The organism is Psychrobacter sp. MES7-P7E (genome assembly GCF_002863645.1).
In the GTDB taxonomy this organism is placed as follows: Bacteria; Pseudomonadota; Gammaproteobacteria; order Pseudomonadales; family Moraxellaceae; genus Psychrobacter.
In genome coordinates, this window is sequence record NZ_PJBU01000091.1 from 1 (window position 1) to 23,073 (window position 23,073).

At 42.0% G+C, this 23,073-nt stretch carries 21 protein-coding genes; 13 read left to right on the forward strand and 8 right to left on the reverse strand.

Features of this window, described 5'->3' with window-relative positions:
- Positions 1 to 140 precede the first annotated feature (140 nt).
- The 6 genes from CXF62_RS06760 to CXF62_RS06785 all read left to right on the forward strand — a co-directional run bounded on the left by CXF62_RS06760 (position 141) and on the right by CXF62_RS06785 (position 5,692).
- On the forward strand, positions 141 to 488 hold the full coding sequence (locus CXF62_RS06760; RefSeq protein WP_102093489.1) for a hypothetical protein: 348 nt from the start codon (positions 141 to 143) through the stop codon (positions 486 to 488).
- 381 nt (positions 489 to 869) lie between these two features.
- On the forward strand, positions 870 to 1,928 hold the full coding sequence (locus CXF62_RS06765; protein ID WP_102093490.1) for a TRAP transporter substrate-binding protein: 1,059 nt from the start codon (positions 870 to 872) through the stop codon (positions 1,926 to 1,928).
- A 17-nt stretch (positions 1,929 to 1,945) separates the two neighbouring features.
- Positions 1,946 to 2,473, forward strand: a complete 528-nt coding sequence (locus CXF62_RS06770) for a TRAP transporter small permease (protein ID WP_102093491.1) — start codon at positions 1,946 to 1,948, stop codon at positions 2,471 to 2,473.
- On the forward strand, positions 2,470 to 3,759 hold the full coding sequence (locus CXF62_RS06775) for a TRAP transporter large permease (protein WP_102093493.1): 1,290 nt from the start codon (positions 2,470 to 2,472) through the stop codon (positions 3,757 to 3,759). The genes CXF62_RS06770 and CXF62_RS06775 overlap by 4 nt, the downstream gene beginning before the upstream one ends.
- 234 nt (positions 3,760 to 3,993) lie before the next feature.
- Positions 3,994 to 5,046: a 5'-nucleotidase gene (locus CXF62_RS06780; protein ID WP_102093494.1), complete on the forward strand. Its 1,053-nt coding sequence runs from the start codon at positions 3,994 to 3,996 to the stop codon at positions 5,044 to 5,046.
- A gap of 40 nt (positions 5,047 to 5,086) precedes the next feature.
- Positions 5,087 to 5,692, forward strand: coding sequence for a rhomboid family intramembrane serine protease (locus tag CXF62_RS06785; protein ID WP_102093496.1), 606 nt, complete (start codon positions 5,087 to 5,089; stop codon positions 5,690 to 5,692).
- Between the two features lie 63 nt (positions 5,693 to 5,755).
- Here CXF62_RS06785 and CXF62_RS06790 read toward each other — a convergent pair whose 3' ends face one another.
- The 3 genes from CXF62_RS06790 to CXF62_RS06800 all read right to left on the reverse strand — a co-directional run bounded on the left by CXF62_RS06790 (position 5,756) and on the right by CXF62_RS06800 (position 8,599).
- Positions 5,756 to 6,304: a hypothetical protein gene (locus CXF62_RS06790; RefSeq protein WP_102093497.1), complete on the reverse strand. Its 549-nt coding sequence runs from the start codon at positions 6,302 to 6,304 to the stop codon at positions 5,756 to 5,758.
- A gap of 161 nt (positions 6,305 to 6,465) precedes the next feature.
- Positions 6,466 to 8,334: a sodium:solute symporter family protein gene (locus CXF62_RS06795; RefSeq protein WP_101205297.1), complete on the reverse strand. Its 1,869-nt coding sequence runs from the start codon at positions 8,332 to 8,334 to the stop codon at positions 6,466 to 6,468.
- Positions 8,335 to 8,338: 4 nt separating this feature from the next.
- Positions 8,339 to 8,599 carry a DUF4212 domain-containing protein gene (locus CXF62_RS06800; protein ID WP_101205298.1) on the reverse strand — a complete coding sequence of 87 codons (261 nt, stop codon included), beginning with the start codon at positions 8,597 to 8,599 and terminating at the stop codon, positions 8,339 to 8,341.
- Between the two features lie 752 nt (positions 8,600 to 9,351).
- On the opposite strand from CXF62_RS06800, the gene CXF62_RS06805 reads away from it, so the two are divergent.
- Entirely contained in the window at positions 9,352 to 10,848 is a 1,497-nt protein-coding gene (locus tag CXF62_RS06805) for an alanine/glycine:cation symporter family protein (protein WP_102093499.1), read from the forward strand.
- Between the two features lie 136 nt (positions 10,849 to 10,984).
- Here the strand turns inward: CXF62_RS06805 and CXF62_RS06810 are convergent, their stop codons facing one another.
- A complete protein-coding gene (locus CXF62_RS06810) occupies positions 10,985 to 12,622 on the reverse strand; it encodes an electron transfer flavoprotein-ubiquinone oxidoreductase (protein ID WP_102093511.1) in 1,638 nt (545 codons plus the stop codon).
- Between the two features lie 551 nt (positions 12,623 to 13,173).
- Between CXF62_RS06810 and CXF62_RS06815 the strand changes: the two genes are divergently transcribed.
- The 4 genes from CXF62_RS06815 (at position 13,174) to CXF62_RS06830 (ending at position 16,868) form a co-directional block, all read left to right on the forward strand.
- Positions 13,174 to 13,986 carry a DUF1285 domain-containing protein gene (locus CXF62_RS06815; RefSeq protein ID WP_102093500.1) on the forward strand — a complete coding sequence of 271 codons (813 nt, stop codon included), beginning with the start codon at positions 13,174 to 13,176 and terminating at the stop codon, positions 13,984 to 13,986.
- A gap of 284 nt (positions 13,987 to 14,270) precedes the next feature.
- On the forward strand, positions 14,271 to 15,185 hold the full coding sequence (murI, locus tag CXF62_RS06820; protein WP_185156608.1) for a glutamate racemase: 915 nt from the start codon (positions 14,271 to 14,273) through the stop codon (positions 15,183 to 15,185).
- Between the two features lie 171 nt (positions 15,186 to 15,356).
- Positions 15,357 to 16,364 carry a DUF4062 domain-containing protein gene (locus CXF62_RS06825; protein WP_102093503.1) on the forward strand — a complete coding sequence of 336 codons (1,008 nt, stop codon included), beginning with the start codon at positions 15,357 to 15,359 and terminating at the stop codon, positions 16,362 to 16,364.
- Positions 16,365 to 16,568: 204 nt separating this feature from the next.
- Positions 16,569 to 16,868, forward strand: a complete 300-nt coding sequence (locus tag CXF62_RS06830) for a hypothetical protein (protein WP_057761845.1) — start codon at positions 16,569 to 16,571, stop codon at positions 16,866 to 16,868.
- Between the two features lie 117 nt (positions 16,869 to 16,985).
- Here the strand turns inward: CXF62_RS06830 and CXF62_RS06835 are convergent, their stop codons facing one another.
- The 4 genes from CXF62_RS06835 to msrA form a co-directional block, all read right to left on the reverse strand.
- Positions 16,986 to 18,446, reverse strand: coding sequence for a lytic murein transglycosylase (locus tag CXF62_RS06835; RefSeq protein WP_102093504.1), 1,461 nt, complete (start codon positions 18,444 to 18,446; stop codon positions 16,986 to 16,988).
- A 226-nt stretch (positions 18,447 to 18,672) separates the two neighbouring features.
- A complete protein-coding gene (locus CXF62_RS06840; RefSeq protein WP_102093505.1) occupies positions 18,673 to 19,386 on the reverse strand; it encodes a DUF1499 domain-containing protein in 714 nt (237 codons plus the stop codon).
- A 49-nt stretch (positions 19,387 to 19,435) separates the two neighbouring features.
- Positions 19,436 to 20,128 (reverse strand): thiopurine S-methyltransferase, encoded by a 693-nt coding sequence (tmpT, locus tag CXF62_RS06845; protein WP_102093507.1) that lies wholly within the window; start codon positions 20,126 to 20,128, stop codon positions 19,436 to 19,438.
- A gap of 170 nt (positions 20,129 to 20,298) precedes the next feature.
- The gene (gene msrA, locus CXF62_RS06850; protein WP_102093508.1) at positions 20,299 to 20,820 is read right to left on the reverse strand and encodes a peptide-methionine (S)-S-oxide reductase MsrA; all 522 of its coding nucleotides are present in this window, start codon (positions 20,818 to 20,820) and stop codon (positions 20,299 to 20,301) included.
- Between the two features lie 262 nt (positions 20,821 to 21,082).
- On the opposite strand from msrA, the gene cmoA reads away from it, so the two are divergent.
- Together cmoA and CXF62_RS06860 are read left to right on the forward strand one after the other, a co-directional pair.
- Positions 21,083 to 21,880, forward strand: a complete 798-nt coding sequence (gene cmoA / locus CXF62_RS06855; RefSeq protein WP_102093509.1) for a carboxy-S-adenosyl-L-methionine synthase CmoA — start codon at positions 21,083 to 21,085, stop codon at positions 21,878 to 21,880.
- 137 nt (positions 21,881 to 22,017) lie between these two features.
- On the forward strand, positions 22,018 to 23,073 hold a 1,056-nt coding region (locus CXF62_RS06860; RefSeq protein WP_197707702.1), incomplete at its 3' end, for a hypothetical protein.

Here is a 23,073-nt window from a genome sequence, read left to right on the forward strand (position 1 = left end):
TTTGGTGACGGTGCTCGGTTTCAGGAGGTTTAGCACTAGATACTTCGGTCAAAACTCAAACCTTCCTACAAATCAGTTTGATGTGATACTATTTATTCACTTTTAGAATCTACTATTTGTCATTTATTTTGGAGCATATTATGGGCGTTCCACTCTACTATACTGCTGAACGTTCTACTCTCTTGACTCAACAGGAGCAAGAAAAGATCGCGTCAATAGTCGATGAATATAATGAAAACTTCAAGCATGCAGATGATGCAGAGACTTTCGATCTCTATGCATATGATGATAGTGAGTCTGAGGTCATATTAGCAGGAGCTACAAAGCTACCTGCTAATATGGATGTAGAAGATCTTATGTATACCCTAGAGCATTGGCTACAATGTTTGACTGAGATTCGCCTTGTGGTAACTGATGCAGAATGGCATGTACATCTAGATGATAACGATGCTGTATGGGTAGATGATAAGTGGCAGATGGAAAAGTAGCGCTTCACCACTATTATGATTTGTATAATTGCTTAGAGTAGCTTCTATGAATTCATAAGATATTTACACAATAAAGCTCTCAACTGGATAACAGGCTGAGAGCTTTTTTATGAGAAATTATTTTAGTCTACTTACTTTTTACTACTATCTATATAGACAATTTAAGTATTAACAATATATCTATAATATGAATATATCCTTTATAATCTGCTCAAAATGATTTGACTTCTATCATTATAGCTGCTAATTTTAAACAGTTCTTTTATTACAGGTATGTAAAAAATATATCTAAATCTTGTAGCCAATTTAATCCAGGATGAATCAAATTGTCTGCTCGTAATACCTTACTCCTATTCTCATAATTATCAAAAGGAATTGATAATGAAGTTAGCTCCTCTTTTTTCAATTGGTGCTTTAGCCGCTATTAGTCTTCTTGGCTGTTCTAACCAATCTGCTGATACGACTGATGGCTCATCAGCGACTTCTCAAGAAACTACCGTGCTACGGTTTTCGCATTTTTGGCCAGCAACCTCATCTATCAGTAAAGAAGTCTTTGAGCCTTGGGCAAAACAGATAGAAACAGATTCTGACGGCCGCCTAAAGGTTGAGCTGTATCCATCGGCGGGCCTTGCTAAAGCAGACGTTACTTACGAATCTGCTGCTAAAGGTACGATCGATATCGGTTCACAAGCGCATGGTTATACCAACGGTCGCTTTCCTTTGACTCAGATTACTGAACTTCCAGGTTTATCAAATTCAGCAACTCAAATGGGCTGTATGCTACAGACCTTATATGATGACGGTACTTTAGCAGGTGAATACGAAGACTCACATTTATTATTTATGTACGGGGCTGGACCTGGGGCGCTTCATACAACTGATAAGCTAATTCGAACACCTGAAGACATGAAAGGTATGCGTATTCGCCGTCCTTCAGCTGTTGCTGGTGATATTATTGAAAGCGCTGGTGCCTCGCCAGTAGGTTTACCTGCTAATGATATGTATACCTCGTTACAGCGCGGCGTTGTTGATGGTTTGAGTTTCCCTTGGGAAGCAGTAACAGCGTTTAAAATTGATGAGATTACCAAGTATCATACCAATATTCCTTTCTATAGTTCAGCGCTTATGGTCACGATGAATAAGGACAAATATGACAACTTACCTGATGATCTAAAACAAGTTTTGGATAAAAACTCAGGGATGGCATTAGCTAATAAGGTCGGTGAAGTGTTTGATAAACATGACCAAATGGCAATTCAAGCTGCTAAAGATAAAGGTGATGAAATTATCGAAATTCCTGATCCATTAAATGATCCAGACTGGAAAGGGCCACTTGAAAGAGGAACACAAAAATATCTAAAGGATGTTAATGCTTTGGGTTTGGATGCTGATAGTGTCTATGAAAAAGCAAAAGCTGCCAGTGCTGCCTGTAAGGTTTAACCTATTGGAGGTGTCACATGGCATTTTTAGTCAAGCTCAGCGTCTTAATCTCTAGATTATGCCAGTTCATCGGTGGGGTGAGTCTCATCATCATCGTCCTAACCACCATGCTCGACGTCGTCGCACGCTACATATTCAAACTCACCGGCGGTGAGTTTGGTTTTACCGTCAAAGGCAGTGTAGAGATTGTTTCCTACTTCATGCTATTTGCATTGTTAGCTGCCTTTGCCGCATTTGTCGAACGCTCACAAATCATCGTCGACGTCTTCACCCAGAAAATGCCACAGTCTATCAAAGGCTACCTTATGGGTATCTTTATGATGGGCTTCTTTATCATCGGCATCGTCTTCTCATGGGGACTCTACGAGAGCGCCATTGATGCCTTAGAGTATGGCAAAGTCACCCAAGACCTTAGAATATCTATGATGCCTATCTATATGGTTAGTGCATTCTTAAGCATCTTACTGGCTATTCGCTCATTGATCGAATCCATCAACATCTTTAAGACAGGCGAATTCTTTGACGCCGAGGAGACAGGCGCATGAGTCCAGAAATTATCGGTGCGATTGGCCTAGTGGTCATGATCCTGCTTGTCGTCTTACGCGTACCCGTCGCACTTGCCATGTTAGGGGTGGGCTTAGTCGGTTTTGGTGCGGTCACCGCGCCTAGTGGTGCTCTGCAAATGCTCAAAGACATCCCAGTCGATGTCTTAGCAAAGTATGACTTTAGTGCCATTCCCTTATTTATTCTCATGGGTGTGTTTGCTACCCACTCGGGCATGGCAGGTAAACTCTTTGAAGCCACCCGGACCATATTTGGCGGGGTAAGGGGCAGTCTTGGTATTGCAGGCATTGGTTCATCCGGTATCTTTGCCTCTATCTCAGGATCATCACTTGCTACTGCCTCCACCATGACCAAAGTGGCGCTACCGCAAATGGAGAAGTACGGCTATCAGCCAGGTTTTGCCTGCGGTATCTTAGCCGCTGGTGGTACGCTTGGTATTATGATTCCGCCCAGTATTGCGCTACTGGTCTATGCCATCTTAACCCAGCAGTCAGTAGGTGATATGTTCATCGCTGGGTTTTTACCCGGTATGCTCGGTATGGTGATGTACTCACTCACGGTTATGGTGATGGTACGCTGGAAACCACACTTGGCAAAACGTGGTGAGAAAACGTCTTGGAAAGCCAAGCTACTGTCACTGACTGGTCTGATACCGTTTAGCTTTATCTTTATTGTGATTATTGCCGGTATCTTCTTTGGGTTATTTACCCCAACAGAAGGGGCCGCAGTAGGGGCGTTTGTCTCTTGGGCTTATGCCTTTGCTAAAGGCATGCGTCTAGATGGTCTCAAGCAGTCATTGATTGAGACGCTAGCGCTCTCTGCCGTGGTGTTCTTTATGCTACTGGGTGCAGAGGCATTGGGATACTTTATTTCAGTCTCACGCTTGTCTTATACCTTGGCATCTTGGATCGGTGGATTGGCGGTCAGTCCAATGATTGTGCTGATCTGTATTCTATTCATGTACTTCCTATTGGGACTGTTCATGGATGCCTTAGCGATGCTGGTAATCACGATACCTGTGGTATATCCAATCATTTTAGCGCTAGGGTTTGATCCTGTCTGGTTTGGCATTATTGCAGTATTGACGGTGGAGCTTGGTTTGATTACGCCGCCGATGGGGATGAATATCTTTGTGATTAAGGCGATGGCACCGCACATTAAGCTGAGCGATATGTTCCGCGGAGTGGCACCATTTATTGTCTCTGATGTGATTCGTTTGGTTATCTTGGTGATGTTCCCTGCCATCTCTCTTGTGCTGTTGGGGTAGGTTTAACCTAAACCTTCATGTGTAACGTTATTGTATGAAGCCATATTGCTTACGCAGCAGTGTGGCTTTTTTATTGGCTGATATTTTGACTAAGAATTAAGAGAAGGATATGTTAGAAACTCACAATCTGTGATGCTGCATAATGATAAATTTTCTTAGTGTTATAAAGGCTTATGAATGTAGTAAACTGGTTTTCATTCATTTTCCTATATAATTTTATAAGTAGAGATAGTCATGGCTGTCGATTTTAGTAATACGCTTATCGTCGCAATTTCTGCGACGGCACTTTTTGATTTGACTGAGTCAGAAAACTATTTGCTAGAGCTGCTAGAGCAACGACCTGCAAGTGCTATAAAAGAGTTTAGGGGGTACATGACCGAGCGTGAAAATGATCCTTTGAATATTGGTGCAGGTTATCCACTGATTAAAGCATTACTAAACCTAAATAAATATTCTGATAATAGCGATGGACAGGATTCAGACATTGAAACACCATTGGTCGAAGTCGTTATCGTCTCAAAAAGTAGTCCAGACACTGGTATTCAGGTACTTAATGCAATTCTAGAACATGATATTAATATCTCCCGTTCGGCTTTTGTTTCAGGTAGCCCTGTTGCGCCTTATATCAAAGACTTTAACGTTGATCTGTTTTTGACTACCAATCGTGATGATGCTCAGCAAGTTGCGGATGCCAATATCTGTGCCTGTGCCATACTAGACGCTACGCCTGTGAATACTTATGAGCTGGATACTGAGCAGCTGCGCATTGCCTTTGACGGGGACGCGGTAGTTTTTGATGATTCAGGTGAACTGCTATACAAACAAAAAGGGCTACGAGCCTTTCATGATCGTGAAGTACAAATGCGTGATTTACCGATTGAAAAAGGTCCTTACGCTGAATTATTGATTAAATTATCAAATCTGCAAGAGCGCCTACCTGCTGGTCTAAAATACTCACCAATAAAAATTGCGCTGGTGACCGCGCGCAATGCACCAGCTGACTTGCGTGCTATCAAGACACTACGAGAGTGGGGCGTGAATGTTGATATGGCGTTTTTTTTGGGAGGATTAGAGAAAACAGCAGTACTCAGAACATTTGCGCCACATATCTTCTTTGATGATTCAATCAAGCATATCGACGCAGCACGTCGTTTTATTCCTACGGCCTTGGTTCCTTATCATTCGACGTCATTATTGCATGGTGATAACTATCTCACTGCGGATGAAGATGCATCACTATTATCGTTCAAACCTGCTGTACGCCCACTATTTGCTGTAAATCATTAAATAGGCATAAAAAATTTAGATAATAAGGATAGGATGGTATATGAATTGGCAGCAGTTGCTTCACTTAGTTGTCGTACGAATAAAGCAGGTCATCGGACTGTATGCTTTTGTACTTATACCGATGTGGGGCATGTTTTTTCTAAATGAAGTGGCCTTATTTGGACTGTGGAATATCTTTGGTATTGTACCGCGTGCTTTAGATGTGGGTAGTATGATAGGGGTATTTGCTTCATGGACCATGCATGGCAATTTGTCGCATTTGACTGGCAATACGGTGACGCTATTACAGATTTTGTTTTTGTTTGGACTGTTTGAGAAGAATGCTTATCGCACGGTAATTAAACTGGTGGTCGCCTCAGGACTGGTCACTTGGGTTATCGGGTCGCCATCTTCTATCCATATCGGCGCATCAGGGCTTTGTTTTGCAATGTTAGGTTATATGATAGGCGGAGCTATATTTGCGCGGCGTTGGGGTTATCTGATTGCTTGTATTGTTATGGGGACTGGTTATTGGCTGACCATTAAGCAAGGATTGATGCCGCAACAAGGTATCTCATTTGCGGCACATTTTGGTGGCTTGTGCGCTGGGCTATTGCTAGGAGCTAATTCAAAGCATACTTATTCAGCCGCTTCTCAACGCTATTAAAAGCAACTGGATGTCAGTATTTAATGAACCAGCATAATCATAACCGTACTAAGCGTTATAGGATCAGACGATTTCATCAGTACAGATTTTGATAAATAAAGGATCGTCTGTAGTCAGCTCTCGCCACGCAGTGGTCTGTTTAACATGTTCATTCACCGTCAGTGTGTTACCTTTTTCTGGTATAACGTAATCTGCACGCGCAGGAACACTGCAATCGATAACTTGTGGAACTTTCTCTACACTTCTTCGTCTTTCAAATAAATATAAATTGAATAAATATATATTTGGGTTGTCTACTTGCACACTAGTATTTCCAGTATCGGCAGCGATAAAACGTAATATTTGTGGTTTAGCATAAGACCATGGGCGGAACCATTCCGTGCTTTCTGCTGTTTTGACGACTTCTACGCCTTCTGGCAGATCTCGCACTTGTTGACCATACCAGCTGTATTCCTGGTTTATCTGGAATGCAAACATCCCAATAGCAGCAAATAAGGGAATCAGCCATTTAGGTGCACTTTTGCCTGCCAGTTTGCTGAGGTGAGTTATGATAAGTGCTAGTCCAGCCATACCAAATGCGGCAGCGATGGTAGCGATAAACTCAAAAAGCATAAAATATTCCTTAATGCGTTAGATGTGTCTAATTGAACCTCTTAGATAAAGTAAAAATCTAAAATTTAGTTATTATAGCTATAGGATAAAAAAATCACCCACAAGCAGCTACTGCCTGTGAGTGATATATAGTAACAGAAGATATATCCTCAGTTGTGAGCTTAGTGGTCGACCGCACCGCCAGCGCCACGTGGAGAACGTACGCTCTCAACCAGCTCTTGAATATGTGCTGGTGGTGGCGCAGTAGCATAAGATACAGCGAATGCTACGATGAAGTTAAGCAATGCACCAACTGCACCAAATGATAGTGGTGAGATACCAAATAACCAGTACTCTTCAGTATCAGGGAAGTTCGCTGTACCACTGATGAAGAACCAACCTTTGAACATAAAGATATAGACAAGAACGACTATTAAACCAGTCAACATACCTGCAATAGCGCCAAGATTGTTGATGCGTTTAGAGAAAATACCCATCATTAACACAGGGAACAATGAAGAGGCAGCAATACCGAAGGCCAGTGCTACGACCTGTGCGGCAAACCCTGGCGGATTCATACCTAAGTAAGTTGCTACTACAATCGCCACACCCATAGTGATACGAGCATATTTTAGCTCTTGTTTATCAGTGATATTTGGGTTTAAGTTACGTTTGATCAAGTCATGACTGATGGCTGATGAAATTGCGAGCAGTAGGCCTGCAGCGGTTGATAGTGCTGCTGCCAAACCACCTGCAGCAATCAGACCAATAACCCATGGTGGAAGCTGTGCAATTTCTGGATTCGCTAGAACTAAGATATCAGCGTTAACATCAAGCTCGTTACCTGCCCATCCAGCGTTAGCAAAACGACCATCAAGCTCTGCATCATGTGCAATACGAGCGGTTTCTACCGCTGCAGTTGCTGCAGCAACATCGCCACCGTCAGTTTGAGCAGTATTAAGGGCGATCTGAGCAGCACCTAACCCACTATCACTGTACAACTGAATACGACCATCATTGTTTAGATCGTTATACTTGATAAGACCTGTTTCTTCCCATGTCATCATCCAGTCTGGACGTTGATCATATTCTAGAGGCGCTTCTGCAACCCCTTGTGGGTAAACGGTGTCAATTAGGTTTAGACGAGCCATAGCACCTACTGCTGGAGCAGTAAAGTATAGTAGCGAGATAAATACCAGTGTCCAACCTGCTGTCCAACGTGCATCAGCCACTTTAGGTACCGTGAAAAAACGAATGATAACGTGTGGTAGACCTGCTGTACCGATCATTAGCGTCAAGGTAAATAGCACCATGTTTAGCTTGTTAGGAACGTCAGCCGTATAAGAGGCAAATCCTAAGTCAGTCACAACTTGGTTAAGCTTAGTCAAAATAGGGACACCTGACTCGACATGGTTTGAAAACAAACCAAGGCCTGGAATCGGGTTACCGGTCAACTCAAGTGAAATAAAGACAGCAGGAATAGTATAGGCAATCATCAGAACCACATACTGTGCAACCTGCGTATAGGTAATCCCTTTCATACCACCAAGTACGGCATAGAAGAAGACAACAATAGCCGCAATGATAAGACCAGTACTACTCTCAACTTCTAAGAAGCGCGAGAATGCAACACCAGCACCGGTCATCTGACCGATAACGTAAGTGGTCGATGCGGTAATCAAACAGACCACAGCAATCATAGCAGCCGTTTTTGAGTAAAAACGATCGCCGATAAAATCAGGAACCGTGAACTTACCGAACTTACGTAAATAAGGCGCTAAAAGCATCGCTAGCAGAACGTAACCGCCAGTCCAACCCATCAAATAGGTAGAAGCGCCATAACCACTAGCAGCAATAAGACCTGCCATTGAGATAAATGACGCCGCACTCATCCAGTCAGCAGCTGTTGCCATACCGTTAACGACCGGATGGACACCACCACCAGCAACATAAAATTCACTGGTTGAACCAGCACGAGCCCAAATCGCGATACCGAAATAGAGAGCGAAGGATAGACCCACAAAAATAAGATTAATTACAAATTGACTCATGGGGCTATTCCTCGTCTACGCCATATTGTTTGTCTAACTTATTCATACGCCAAGCGTAAAAGAAAATTAGGATGATAAATATACCAATGGATCCTTGCTGAGCAAACCAAAAGCCCAGATCAGTACCACCGATTTTGATACCAGCTAACAATGGACGAAACAAGATACCAAAGCCATATGAGCATAGCGCCCAAACAACCAAGCTGCCGAGAATGAGACGAATATTGGCGCGCCAATATCCAGATGGATCGTTGTGGTTTTCCATAGGACAACTCCTTTTGTCTTACCTAAAAAATATCAACCATATAAAAAGAACTGCGATTATTTCTTACCACGAAAAGTATAAAAAATAGTCAGGTACTGCTTTATATAGTGAAAACGATGATGCGTGATAGTACGTTTAATGCTCGGTAATTCTCTACTTCAAATAAAAGTAGTTAACTATTTAAGCATCGTATTGACCTAAACCATCGAATGGCAAAAATAACGTTTCTTGAGGAAGACAGAAGGGTGGACTATCCAGTGTCTTTTTAACAATCTCGTCTTCCTGACAAGAGTTTTAATCTTTTTAACACGCTAACCTGTTGTGCTTCTTGTACTGATTAATAGCTTCGATAACCATAAAACAGTCTAAACGGATATAGAATTTATATTAGCACGGTTTAATAAAGATAATTGCAAACTACTACGCATAAATAATAAGTAAATTACTAAAAATTAGTTTGCTAAATATTTATTAAAGAACCTAACGTTACGGCAACCGAGTAATTTATACGATTAAATTATCACTTAATCTATTCTATATAAGATGAAACATAAGCATTATTTATTTTGAAAATAGTTATATGAAGTCGATAAGCAAACGTGATGGTCGCATGTCGCTCAATATCTATATTATGCACGTGTCTTTTTGGTATCAGGTATTTTGCACAGAGGCTTATATAGTCCATGGTAACCAAAATATGATATCGATATAAAACTTAAGTAACGCGTATAAAGAATGAATAAGGAGCCCATATGAACGAAGGGATAGTAGGTTGGTTTAATAACATCGTAAATTATGGTGTCGGTATTATCTGGGGTAACAACGATTGGCTGATTGCTAGTAACCCTTGGTATGGATTACTGATGTTCTTACTAATTGGTGCGGGTCTTTACTTCACCGTCGTGACACGTTTTATTCAGTTTCGTCATTTTGGTCATATGTGGAAGTTGCTACGCGTGTCCAACCAAGGACGCAAAGATGGTGGTATTAGCTCATTTGAAGCATTGATGACGTCGCTGGCCGCGCGTGTTGGTACTGGTAACTTGGCAGGTGTGGCAATTGCAATCTATCTAGGTGGACCAGGTGCTGTATTCTGGATGTGGATGACGGCACTGGTCGGTATGTCGACCAGCTTTATCGAGTCAACCTTAGCACAGGCATATAAAGTACCGCACAACGATAATGTGTACCGCGGTGGCCCTGCTTATTACATCGAAAAAGGTCTAGGCAAGCGCTGGCTTGCCGTGTTTTTCTCATTATGTTTGTTAGTGGCCTTTGGTTTGGCATTTAATGGCGTACAATCCAATACCATCGCTCAAGCGACCAACGAAGCCTTTGGTGTGCCAACGTGGATGACAGGTTTGGTATTGGTAGTACTGGTAGCGCCAGTGGTATTCGGTGGTTTACGCTCAGTAGCTCGTATCGCAGGTAAAATCGTACCAGTGATGGCTATCTTGTACATCTTGCTAGCGCTATTCATTATCGTGACTAATTTCAGTCAATTCCCAGCAGCGATCGCGTTGATTGTAAAATCAGCATTTGGCTTTGAGCAGGCAGCAGGCGGTGTCATCGGTTATGGTATTGCGCAGGCAATGATTAACGGTATCAAACGTGGCTTGTTTTCTAACGAAGCAGGTATGGGTTCAGCGCCGAATGCTGCAGCAACGGCAAAGAGTCATCCTGATCATCCAGCAGTGCAGGGTTTCATGCAAATGCTTGGCGTATTTATGGATACCCTTATCATTTGTACCGCGACGGCGTCGATTATTATTTTGTCTGGTGTGGTCGACCCTAATGTCGAGCAAGAAGGTATTCAGTTAACTCAGTTGGCCTTATCGCAGTATGTGGGTGACCTAGGTGTGGTGTTCGTGGCGATTGCGATTTTCTTCTTCTCATTTACGTCTATCATCGCCAACTATAGCTACGGTGAGTCAAATCTTGAATTTATCTCTGGTGCCAAAAACGCCAAAGTGATGATTATGGTTTTCCGCTTCCTAGTGTTAGGTATGGTATTTATTGGGTCTGTTGCTAGCCTACCTGCTATATGGAACTTCGCTGACTTGTCTATGGGTCTGATGGCCTTGGTCAACTTAGTGGCAATCTTGCTGTTGTCTCCTGTAGCGCTAAGAATACTACGTGACTATGAGCGTCAGGTAAAAGAGGGTAAAACAGGCGATCAGATTAAGTTTGATCCTGATAACTTTGTAAAACTTAGAGATGAAGCCAACCGTGATGCTTGGACAGATTAAGCAGAATTGATTGGTAAAACTAGCTTGTTCTAAGCATTAAAAAACCGCCCGACTCTTATGCAGAGAAGGGCGGTTTTTATTGGAGTACAGTTTTAATGATATTAACTGTACCAGCTCAAACCAGAATTATTCTGATTTACATGTTTGGATAGTTTGGACCACCGCCACCTTCTGGTGTTACCCAAGTGATGTTCTGTGAAGGATCTTTGATATCACAGGTCTTACAATGTACACAGTTCTGCGCATTGATAACAAACTTGGCACCCTCAGCATCTTTGACGACTTCATACACACCCGCTGGGCAGTATAGACGCGCAGGCTCAGCGTACAACGGTAAGTTGATTGAGATAGGTACCGTTGGATCAGTAAGTTTTAGATGCGTTGGCTGATCTTCTGCATGGTTGGTGTTAGAGATAAATACTGACGATAACTTGTCAAATACCAGCTTACCATCAGGCTTAAGATAGGTTGGTTGATAAGCATGATTAGCACGCTCCAACTGATCGTAATCTGGGATGTTGTCATGCAAAGTGAATGGCATTTTACCTTTTAGCAAGTTGTGCTCGATAAAGGTGAAAGCGCCGCCCATGAACAGACCCATACGGTGAATCGCAGGTGAGAAGTTGCGCGACTCATAGTTATCTTGATACAACCATGACTCTTTGTACATTGTGCTATAAGCAACCACTTCATCATGCTGACGTTCAGCTTGCAGCGCCTCAAAGATAGCTTCGGCTGCGAGCATGCCTGACTTCATAGAAGTATGTGTGCCTTTGATTTTTGCTGGGTTTAAGAAACCAGCATCATCACCTACCAACACGCCACCTGGGAAGGTGAACTTCGGTAGTGAGTTTAGACCACCTTTGGTCAACGCACGGGCGCCATAAGAAATACGCTTACCGCCTTCTAAAACATTTTTGATAACAGGATGTGTTTTTAAGCGCTGCATTTCATCAAATGGAGACATATAAGGGTTGTGGTAAGACAAATCGGCCACAAGACCAAAGCTTACTTGGTTGTTTTCATCAAAGTATAACCACCAGCCGCCAGTAGAGCCAGTTTCAGTCAATGGCCAGCCAAGACCATGCATGACAACACCTTGCTCATGCTTTTCAGGCTCAACTTCCCATAGCTCTTTTAGACCGATACCATAATGCTGAGGATCAGAGTCTTTATCTAGATCGAAGCGGCTGATTAAGCGTTTGCCTAAATGTCCACGGCTACCTTCCGCAAAAATAGTGTATTTGGCAAGAAGCTCATAACCAGGCTCAAAACTTGGCTTGGCTTCACCATTGGCCGCCACACCCATATCACCCGTTAATACACCTCGGACCGAACCGTCGTCATTGTATAGGATGTCATCGGCAGGGAAGCCTGGGAACATCATAACTTCAAGCTCTTCTGCCTGTACGGCCAACCAACGAACGACATTACCTAGCGAGACAATATAGTTGCCATCGTTGTGCATCGGACCTGGAATCAAAGAGTCAGGCACTTTAGTTGAGCGTGTAGCAGAGTTCAAATAATAGAAACGATCTTCTGTCGCTGGCACGTTAAGCGGTGCGCCTTTTTCTTTCCAGTCAGGGATTAGCTCATTTAGAGCGCGTGGCTCGATGACTGCACCAGACAACGTATGGGCACCAAACTCAGAGCCTTTTTCGACCACACAAACCATAAACTCATCATTACCAGCTTCAATTGCGAGCTGGCGCAAACGTATGGCAGCAGACAGACCTGCAGGTCCACCGCCAACAATGATGACATCGAACTCCATTGATTCGCGTTCGACTTCAGGTTCCGCGGCAACTGGCGCTACGACTGGTTCTACTTTATCTAGCGTTGCGGTCTCTGTCGCTACTGGTGCGTCAGCATTCACAGTATTACCATCAATAACTGGCGTTTGATTGTCTTGCTCTTGCATACCTACTCCTAAACTTTTAGTGGCTTATCTCAGGGCATCATTAGCTTAACAACTGAATAATAGACTTGCGGCGCTAACGTCACTCAGACATATGGCTGCCCGATAAAACTGTCTTTGCGGCATCAATTGACCTGTTATGGTTAATACCAATTTGTCTAAGGATATCAACGTATAACGTAAGATGTGTCATCAATACAACACCCACTTGACCATTTCAATAAAAAATCGTTACTCATTATAAAAGAAAAGTCCTACAAACACGATACGCATTTATGAGTATCGATGCTAAGGTAATGTTAAGAAAATGAGGTTGTTATAACGATAAAGTTTCATCATACCTGAAACAAAAATTTATAGTAATAATAGATAAGCCAAACTTTGAATACTAAATAAAGGAATTAATAATGAATAACGATAATAATAGTACTGAAGACAGCTATGAGAAAATAGCAGAAGCCCCGACCAGTAAGCCTTATAGCCTAGATAGCTTAGATAATTTAGATGCATTAAGCCAGTATATTAAGTCTACGAAAGGGACTCGCGAAGGGCGTGCGATACCACCGCTTGAAAAATGGCATCCTGAAGATATTGCTGATATGGATTTGATTATCAAAGCAAACGGAGAATGGTGGCATGAAGGCGGGCAAATGACCCGTGAGTCATTGGTCAGCTTGTTTGCCACGATACTATGGAAAGAAGAGAATAATGGCACTACTGAGTACTTTTTAAAGACCCCTGTACAGAAAATCCGTATCCAAGTTGAAGATGCACCACTTCTGATAAACGATGTTGGTATTGTCCATGAAGATGATATGAGTTGGTTAGAGTTTACAACGACGACAGGGGATGTGGTTCGCTTAGACGATGAGCATTCGATTGTATTAAAGGCGTATAATTCTAATAAGAGCGATTCTAATAAGAGCGACTTTAGTGAAAGCGACTTTAGTGAAAGCGACTTCAATAACAGTGACTTTAGTGAAAGCGATCAAGCGAATCAAATGAGTACAGCTGACGATGTTGCAGATTCTCAGGAATTAGCGTCTACAGAACAGGTACGCCCTTACATGATGGTCAGAAATGGCTTAACCGCACTTATCGGCCGCAATACTTTTTATCACCTGACTGAAATTGGAGCATTATCAGAAGAAAATGGTAAGACGATATTGACGCTACAGAGTGGTGGGCAGTCTTATTCATTATCGATGCCTACTGATTAAGTATTATGTTTATCTATTAATTGCTGTATGCCGATGAGTGCTATAATTTTATAATATAGCTTGATTCTATTAGTCTGAAAAATTCCTATCGTATAAAGGTAGTTGATAGATAGCTGACGTAGAGTAACGCCATACACGCAACATATATATAGCGCATTTAACTGGGTAATGAGATTGATGAAGAATATGATAATGGCATTAGCATAAAGATGGATATCAAAAACCAGACAGTCGAAAAACTCAGACCGTGTGTCGATATATCTGTTGATCAGAGTCTCAAAGCTATGAATCTAGTAGATGTCAATAAACATGCTGGTAATACAGTTGTAAGCGATAAAAACCGTAGCGCGCCCATTGGCGTGTTTGATTCTGGTGTTGGCGGCTTATCTGTTTACTTGCATTTAGCACAGCAGCTGCCTACTGAGCATTATATATATTATGCTGATACATTAAATGTACCTTATGGCAATCGTGACAGCGAAGATATTGAAATGCTAACGCTAAAAGCCGTAGAGTGGTTACATAAGCAAGGCTGTAAGCTAATAGTTATTGCGTGTAACAGCGCCTCAGCATATGCGCTAGATACTGCCCGACGCTGTTATCCACATATACCTATTGTGGGTCTTGTCCCTGCATTAAAGCCTGCGGTATTGGCGAGTAAGAGTGGTCATGTAGCGGTGCTAGCAACCAAAGCGACTTTGAATGGCACCTTGCTAAACGATGTCATTGCCAATTTTGCTCAACCTAATAACACAGTAGTCACTAAGTATTTTGATCCGCAACTGGTACCTTGGGTAGAAGCAGGTATGTCAGAACAAGACGAGACAGCCCAAAGATTACGTCAACAGGTACGAATATTTGCTAATGAAGGTGTCGATCAGTTGGTGCTGGGATGTACGCATTATCCGTTTTTTAAGACATTTTTATTGGATGAGATTGCACAGCAGCAGCTGTCAATACAAGTTATTGATTCTGGTCAAGCGATTGCTGAACGGGTTAGACAGCTATTGATTGCAAACAACTTGTCTGCATCATTGATGAGTGAAAAACGAGAAAATCTGACACAAAAAACCAGTAATAAAAATACCATTACTAGACCGCCATTAACTTTTCACGCCACTAAATATAGTGATAGACTATGCGCTTTAGTTGAGCGCTTACTCGGTACAGAAATGGCATTGCAATACTACTCTCTCTAGTTATTATCAAAGTTAGTGATATCAATACGCTGTATGCAACGCTGACTCAGTTAAAATAAATTGAGTGCATCTTTTTAAGCTAAGAGTATGCTAGGCTGAACAAGACAAGATTTTTGTGTTCTATTTTACATCCTATCCTTTTTATGTCACGACCTACGCTTAGAGGTAATTGTGCCGAATCGTCGCTATCATATTCATATTATATGCGCTGACAATGACCAGTTGTTGGTTCTAGACAGCTTAGCGATATTTTTTCAGGCGCGCGCATTTCTGACCTATGATGTTTCTAGTAAATTATCTAAAGCCTCTTTTTATGGGCGCCAGTGTATTGATTCTTGTGATTACGCAGTTATGATCGTTGGCGACAGCTACGGGACTGTGCAAAAAAACGGCGTTAGCCAAATGCACTTAAGTTATCTAAATGCCAAAGCGAAGCTTAAGCCGCTAATTGTTCTGGTCAAAAACCACTCTCCAGACGCTGTTATCAGCCGACAACTTCAAGAGTTTATTAAGTTAGTCACCAAGCAAGACAACCAGCTACATTACTATGATACGGAAGAAGATATTGAGCCATTGTTAGTACAGGCTCACTATAATGCTGTCGCCAATAATAAAATGGTAGGTGGCTGGGTCAGAGCGAATGACGAAGAGAATACGACTAGTAAAAAGGTCGTGTATGAGAAGACCGTCGATATATTACCTAGTACTACCGAGGTAGAGAAAAACAGTCCTGATGAAGAAGATTTTATATCGGATAAGGTTAGTGAGCCAATTGAGTTAACGGAGTTTTTTGAGATTCAATATAGTGCTCAGGCTTATGAGGGCGGCAATCTAACGGACGTAACTAGGTCACTAACACTCTCGTGGCACGAGATACTCATGACACTCATGAGAATACCGTCTACTTTTTCGAGCTATGGCTTGCAAAATGCCATCAATCGTTTGATTACCGCTAAAGCGGAAGTAGACATCAAAAAAGAGATGCCAAACGTTCATGCTGTCTCACGCTGCCAAATTTCTCAAGCTGATATCAATAATTTGCAACGTAAGCTAGTCGGTGCAAACTGGATACAACTGATGACTTATGGCACGCGGGTATCACAAGAGCTATGGAAGCTTACCTTCTACGCAAAAAACCTACTGCAAAATCATACCTCAAATACGAATAAACAAGACTAGTAATTATTCGCTAGCGCGTTCAAAAATAGCCATCTAAAACGTCCATTTTGGCATCACGACTACGTTTTGTAATACAAAGCATACGTGCAATGCTTGTGAATATTCCTCAGACCCGTAATAATGAAGTTAGTCAGTTAACTATGCTAACAACGTTAGCTGTTTGAGAATGACAACTATAATATTAATAATTAGGGAGAGCGTACGATGAGCAATGCTAAAAATGACGAGTTAAAAAGAGAGATTGATGGTCTAGAAAAGTCTATGCATGATGCTGATCAGTTTCATACGTTAGAAGAGCAAGTAGCAGATATGAAACGTCGCGGTATAGATCCTAGCAAGGCCTACAAAGATTTAGACAGTAAAGCCGAAGATGAAGATTGGGGCGATGCGACTTGGAAAGAGAATGGTAAGTGGGAGCCAAAAACGGCAGCCGATTTAGACGATAAAGCTCGCGAAAACTGGAATGGTGATAATGGTCAGCCTAAGCCACCGCCTATTGTTTAGATACGTATTTTGAGTCAATTAGATAAGTTCTATTAATAACTATTTATAAATAAAAAAGCCACGCTATCGTTAGCGTGGCTTTTTTGATGCGTCTAAATAGCGTTATTTATATTGCTACTACGAACCTTGGTCTATACGAACAAGCTTGATAGTGCCATCGGCGTCAATAACGCGGCGATAACGTGTATTGCCAGAAGTTGATGAGCTCACTGATGGCTGAGATGAGTAGCTACTAGGAGCAATCGTTTGCTGTTGAATCAATTGCCCCATGCGATCGGCAGGTGCAGGATTCAGAGGTTTGCTGTTTGCAGGCTGGCCGTATTGAGTTTGACTCGGTGCTGCATTACCAACGATGGCGCGATAGAACTTCTGGCCTGCGCGTCCGTCAGCTGGGAAAATGCCGCGACTAGTCTGATATTGCTGGATAGCGGTACGAGTATTGTCTCCGATGATGCCATCTACACCGCCAATGTCATAACCTGCGTTTAGCAACGCTTGTTGAATGTCTTTGGCCTGCTGGCGGCTGATACCAGGATCATCTGTCGGCCACGCAGTGATAAAATCTGTTTTGCTGCTGTCTTCGCGAGTGATTAGATCTGATAAGTGTGCGATAGCCAGTGCGTAGTTCTCGGAGGCGTTATAAGAGTAAAAAGTGTCGAAGTTTTTACCGACCAAGAAAGCAGGGCCTTCCATACCAGCTGGTAGTAATAGGCCTGCACTGCTTAAGTCATACGGTAACGGACTACCATTAGCCAACGTTAGACCTTGGTCGCGCCAGTGGCTTATCGATTTTTTATCTTTACGATTAGATGCGGCCCAAAATCCATCAGGTAGTTTGACTTCATAGCCCCAAGGCTCGCCAGTACGATAGCCGCGATTGTCTAAGAAGTTTGCGGTAGAAGCGAGTGCATCAGGTACGCTATTGACCAAATCACGACGACCGTCACCATCGAAATCCACGGCCAATTCTAAGAAAGTACTCGGCATAAACTGTGTCTGTCCAAAAGCACCTGCCCATGATCCTGTCATGTCATTGGGTGCGATATCACCGTTTTGCACGATTTTTAGTGCATTGGCGTATTCACCTTGGAAATAGCTCTGACGACGGTCAAAACAAGATAAGGTCGCCAAAGACTCAAATAATGGTTTTTTACCTAGCGTTTGACCAAAGTTAGATTCTACGCCCCAGACACCGAGCACATGCTCAGCTTTTACGCCATAACGCGATTCGATTTGACGTAGCGTCGAGCCCCATTGACGCTTGGCTCGGATACCGTCCTCGACACGCTCTTTGTCTACCAATGCTGATAAGTAGTCCCAAACGTCTTTTTGAAACTCTGGCTGGTAGTTAAGTGACTGAATGACACTAGGATCAGGCTGGCTTGGGCGATAGTTATTAAAGGCATAATCATCAACACCGCTAAACTTGCTAGAGTTTTTTAGATTGTCCAAGCACTGCTGAAACTCACTATTGGATAAATCAGGTGCTGGCGGCTGCGCGGCTTGAGCAGTAGTAGCAAGGCTGATGCCGACAGCAACACTAAGCAGCGACAAAGTAGAAAAAGGAGTCAAACGCATGAAAATATCCTATAAACGTTAAAATAGTTATCGAAAGGCAAAAAATGATATTAACGTAGAGTAACCAATCTAAACAGTAAAGAAAAGCTGTCGAAGTACCAAGGTTATAAATGGTTACGATAAATTGACGCTGCCGTGAGATTAGAAGAGGATTTCATAGAGCTGAAAATGCAAAGCGTTAAACAGTACTTTATCGCGAGGACTATCTTTAGGAGATATAACCTGTTTATTTAGCTAACACACTATCTAGTTCTTCTATAAATCTATGAATCCGCGCCGCATTTTTGCCCAAATCACTCTGTCCAACTCGTGACTTACTGCGGATATCAACTAAGCGCTCGCTATCGTTGTCAGTCACACGAATGATGATATCATCTTTGAAACCAAACCAAGCAGTCGTCTCTGTTGCTTCGATGATGCCTTTGTCTACGTCAGTATTTACAAGCTCCCACCCTAAATTTTCTATGGCTTGTTTGGCTGCTTTGATCAGTTCAGGCTTTGACTGAGCATAGGTCAGTGTCTGCAAATCAGGATAGGCAGTACGTTGTTGTTCAGCCAATTCTGCGCCCGTATACTCTACGGGATTTGGCGCATCTGCACGCAATGGCGCAATCGCGACAAACTCAGGCGGATGCACCAAATCGGTAGAAATATCGTGAATAGGTGGTACATTTTTGGCCGTATTCATCATGCCAAGCGGGACAGCGATTGCAGCGACAGCAAGTACGGCTGAGGCTAGTGCGCTTCCAAGACTGGCTGTATTACGTTTAAATAATAGCTGTATAGCCAACAATACCAATGCTGCGATACCAGCAAATAACCCAAATTTAAACCCCGCAAATGCAGTGCCTAATTCTACAACGCCAAACTTATACAATGGGCCTGCCAGAGCAACTAACAGAATAGCAATTACACTCATTAGACCGACTATCATTTTCATTCATTTTCTCCGTTGCGATTTAGCAGCTTGTTAAAGGTTATATGAGTTTTTATTTATTGCTCAATAGCCAAACCTGTTCTGTGACGGTGATATCAGGTGCAGAACCTATAGAAGAAGGCACGCTTGCTAGCTCACTGATTTGGTAGTGAGCGCTATAATACTGCTCTAATTGTTCGCCATTAATAGAGAAGGGTGGTCCATTCTTTTTACGCTGATCGTAATTTAGCGTGAGTAAAAGCTGCGGTGTTATTTCATTGTTAGCACCATTAACTTTACTGGTATCGCTACTAAGTTTCCGCACTTGCTCACTATATCTCACACGCATATCGTCTGGTAGGGCGATTAATGCCGCTTTATCATATACTGCATCAATAAAGCCAATATCTTCAAAAGTCAGTGCAAAGATATCAGCAACCCATAAAGTGATGGTTTGTCCCGACAACTGGCCTTGATAGTATTTCATCGTTGGGTTGTCTGCCTGTTGATAGACAGTAGGTTCGATGTTTTGCTCAGCAAAGAATTCTTGTACGGCTGTTTCGACCAATTCAACGCCCACCACGTCATAGCCTTGCGTCGCTAGCCAAACCATATCAATAGATTTACCACAAAGCGGAACGAAGACACGGTTACCCGCTGCTAAATCTAAGTGATCAATATACTCAGTTAATAATGGATTAACAGCTGATTGATTAAAACCAATGCGACCTTCTTGCCAACGTTTTTGCCAAAACTCAGGGTTCATGCTGTGATCCTCTATTTGCAAGTTTTTATATATAGATTTAGCTTTAATAATATTGATTGGTTATGTCAAATGTATAAATAGTAAAAAGCCAAACACCTATAGTATAAGTGTTTGGCTGGTATCCAACATTAGGCTAAAAAACTTTTTGAATAAATAATGTCTTATTCAATTTAGCTAACCATATATTTGCTAAACTCTTTACGCAGTTTGGCGAGCTTTGGCGGTATCGCAAAGTTGCAATAAGCTTGTCCTGGGTTTCTGTTGAAGAAATCTTGATGTGAGTCTTCTGCTTGATAGAACTCAACGGCAGGATGTACTTCCGTCACCACACTGACACCCATATCGCGTAATTTATTAATGGTACGGTCAACGGTCGGTTTTTGACTGTCTTCGGTATAAAAGACCACGCTGCGATACTGACTACCAACGTCATTGCCTTGACGATCCATCGTGGTGGGGTCATGCGTAGCAAAGAAGACATCGAGTATTACCTCTAATGGGACAATAGACTCATCAAATTCGACTTTGATGACTTCGACATGGCCAGTCGTACCGCTACAGACAGCTTCATAATTGGCAGAGACAGCATCGCCGCCCATGTAGCCTGAGACGACAGATTGCACACCTTTTACCGATAAAAATACAGACTCGGTGCACCAGAAGCAGCCGCCACCTAATACGATCGTTTGCATAATTTTTTCCTATTATTATAAATATGGGTTAAGCGCTATATTTGGTAGTGATGCTCTCGTTTTTCAATGCTTCTTTCAAACGTCTCATTACCCTTAGCACTATTTATCCAGTTTCGTAGGTTATTCAGCTTAGCAGGCAAGCCAAAGGCGATAAGTAACAAACAGTAATGTTATAATGGGCTTTTGCTATCTGGCTTAGTTTTCAACTGACAATGACAAGCAAAACACCAAGTAATTTCTAATTTCAGTTCTATTCTAAAAAATGAGTCGTCCCATGAGCCAATCCCAGCCCGCTATCAAACATGACACCCTATTTGATAAACCGTTTACCACGCCACTGGACAAGGCCGCACGCTTTTCCTTTGATGAGCAAGTGGTGGCTTGCTTCCCTGATATGATTCGCCGCAGCGTACCCGGTTATGGACAGGTATTGGCGATGCTACCTATATTCGCCCGTCGTCATTGCAAGTATCGTCAGCAGAGCGATAGCGGTCAGCGTGTTAGTCGTGTTTATGACTTGGGCTGTTCATTGGGTGCCGCCAGTATGACGCTAGCGGGAGAGTTCGACCCACAAGACTTGCAGATTAAAGCAATTGATATCTCACCAGCGATGACGACAGAGGCGACCACGCTACTGAGTGAGAATTATCCTGAGCACGATATCGAAGTGATCACAGCAGATATTCGCGATATTGAGCTTGAGCCGTGCGACATGGTGATTTTGAACTTGACGCTACAGTTTTTGCCAGCTGCTGATAGGGTAGCAGTACTAGAGAAAATTTATGCGGCATTGAGCGAAGGCGGTATATTGGTACTGACTGAAAAAACCCATGCATTTGATGAGCAATATGATGCGTGGTTGGTGGAGCGTTATTATGACTTTAAACGTGCCAATGGCTACACCGAAATGGAAATCAGTGGCAAGCGTAATGCATTGGAAAATGTCCTAATTACTGACACATTAGATGAGCATCATGCACGGTTAGATCAAGTTGGCTTTAAACGTCATCTGACGTGGTTTCAGTTTTTGAACTTTGTCTCTATTGTGGCGTTTAAATAGACCGATTTGAATAAACTGTGGGAGCTAATCTTGCTTTCTTGCCTGTATTTATTATAGTTTGAGTTAAGCTTTTTGTAGGGTGCGCCCATAAAACAAACGTACTTTTAAATTGTCTACTGGGTTACTGAGTTGAAATTATGGATGAGATTCGATTAGATATTAAACTTAGACCTATAAGATTTTTATTTCTTGTAAAACCTAACGATGAGAAAAATCTAGAGAAAGTGTTTCAGATAAATACGATGTTATGGGGTGGAAAATATAATCCTATAGTTCCATATTTCAAAAGAGTACCTAAGTGGTGGGGAAGCGATCATAAGATATACAACGCAACGAAAATATTGAATGATTATCTTGACTTTTTTGAACCTGATTTTATTGTCGAAACAGAAGAAGGTATGACAAAAGACTTTGTTTTTGATAAAGAAAGGGTTTTACAAGTTGATGATTTGCTCAGTGTTGATGAACACGGATTAGATGATAAGTATGGGCTTACAGTGTATGACTTATACGTAGATCTTTACGAAAAGAAGTATCAGTTCGAAAGACGTCATAAAGTAAATATTGTAAATGTTACTTCAGAGAATAAGAAGAATCAATTATTTACATCTTGTATTTTCGGTTCATTTAGCAAGTCACCTGAATTATCTTCTTTCGAAGAAGGTTTTATAGATGTTTTTGATCCCAAAAAAGTAGAGCTGCATGATATTTCATTAGTAGAATTATATCAGGGCAGAAACCTTTCACCACTTGATGCAACTCATGCAGATATAGATATTCAATATCATCAGTCATCACCTGATGCGAGATTATTCATATTTGACTTACAAGCTCCTAGAGATCTAATCGATTATTGGAACTTACGTATTATCTATAAGAATATTGTTGCTATACCTATGCAGTGGATAGCAGAGCTAGCAGACTTCTGTAATGAGTTCATATCCGATAACTATCGTGCGCGTCCGCATCAAGAAGAATACTTTTTCAGAACAACTATCATGTTCTCTCGTTCCATTTCCGAAGATAAAGGTAGTGAAGTTTATAACAAATATCTATCTGGTAACGAGAATAAAGCTCTACTACAGTTTTGGTATCCAGATATTAGAGTTGATAAATCTGACAATCCTATGGAGTTACAAAGGTCGATATTAACGTGCGAGCAGGTTAATAGAGATATTGCTTTAACATATGAG

Bases quoted from the DNA above. Each gene is read 5' to 3' on its own strand.
- CXF62_RS06765 (WP_102093490.1), top strand. From the start codon at position 870: ATGAAGTTAGCTCCTCTTTTTTCAATTGGTGCTTTAGCCGCTATTAGT.
- CXF62_RS06775 (WP_102093493.1), top strand. From the start codon at position 2,470: ATGAGTCCAGAAATTATCGGTGCGATTGGCCTAGTGGTCATGATCCTG.
- CXF62_RS06780 (WP_102093494.1), top strand. From the start codon at position 3,994: ATGGCTGTCGATTTTAGTAATACGCTTATCGTCGCAATTTCTGCGACG.
- CXF62_RS06770 (WP_102093491.1), top strand. From the start codon at position 1,946: ATGGCATTTTTAGTCAAGCTCAGCGTCTTAATCTCTAGATTATGCCAG.
- CXF62_RS06830 (WP_057761845.1), top strand. From the start codon at position 16,569: ATGAGCAATGCTAAAAATGACGAGTTAAAAAGAGAGATTGATGGTCTA.
- CXF62_RS06795 (WP_101205297.1), bottom strand. From the start codon at position 8,334: ATGAGTCAATTTGTAATTAATCTTATTTTTGTGGGTCTATCCTTCGCT.
- CXF62_RS06785 (WP_102093496.1), top strand. From the start codon at position 5,087: ATGAATTGGCAGCAGTTGCTTCACTTAGTTGTCGTACGAATAAAGCAG.
- murI (WP_185156608.1), top strand. From the start codon at position 14,271: ATGAATCTAGTAGATGTCAATAAACATGCTGGTAATACAGTTGTAAGC.
- msrA (WP_102093508.1), bottom strand. From the start codon at position 20,820: ATGCAAACGATCGTATTAGGTGGCGGCTGCTTCTGGTGCACCGAGTCT.
- CXF62_RS06815 (WP_102093500.1), top strand. From the start codon at position 13,174: ATGAATAACGATAATAATAGTACTGAAGACAGCTATGAGAAAATAGCA.
- tmpT (WP_102093507.1), bottom strand. From the start codon at position 20,128: ATGAACCCTGAGTTTTGGCAAAAACGTTGGCAAGAAGGTCGCATTGGT.
- cmoA (WP_102093509.1), top strand. From the start codon at position 21,083: ATGAGTCGTCCCATGAGCCAATCCCAGCCCGCTATCAAACATGACACC.
- CXF62_RS06810 (WP_102093511.1), bottom strand. From the start codon at position 12,622: ATGGAGTTCGATGTCATCATTGTTGGCGGTGGACCTGCAGGTCTGTCT.
- CXF62_RS06790 (WP_102093497.1), bottom strand. From the start codon at position 6,304: ATGCTTTTTGAGTTTATCGCTACCATCGCTGCCGCATTTGGTATGGCT.
- CXF62_RS06835 (WP_102093504.1), bottom strand. From the start codon at position 18,446: ATGCGTTTGACTCCTTTTTCTACTTTGTCGCTGCTTAGTGTTGCTGTC.
- CXF62_RS06760 (WP_102093489.1), top strand. From the start codon at position 141: ATGGGCGTTCCACTCTACTATACTGCTGAACGTTCTACTCTCTTGACT.
- CXF62_RS06840 (WP_102093505.1), bottom strand. From the start codon at position 19,386: ATGAAAATGATAGTCGGTCTAATGAGTGTAATTGCTATTCTGTTAGTT.
- CXF62_RS06805 (WP_102093499.1), top strand. From the start codon at position 9,352: ATGAACGAAGGGATAGTAGGTTGGTTTAATAACATCGTAAATTATGGT.
- CXF62_RS06800 (WP_101205298.1), bottom strand. From the start codon at position 8,599: ATGGAAAACCACAACGATCCATCTGGATATTGGCGCGCCAATATTCGT.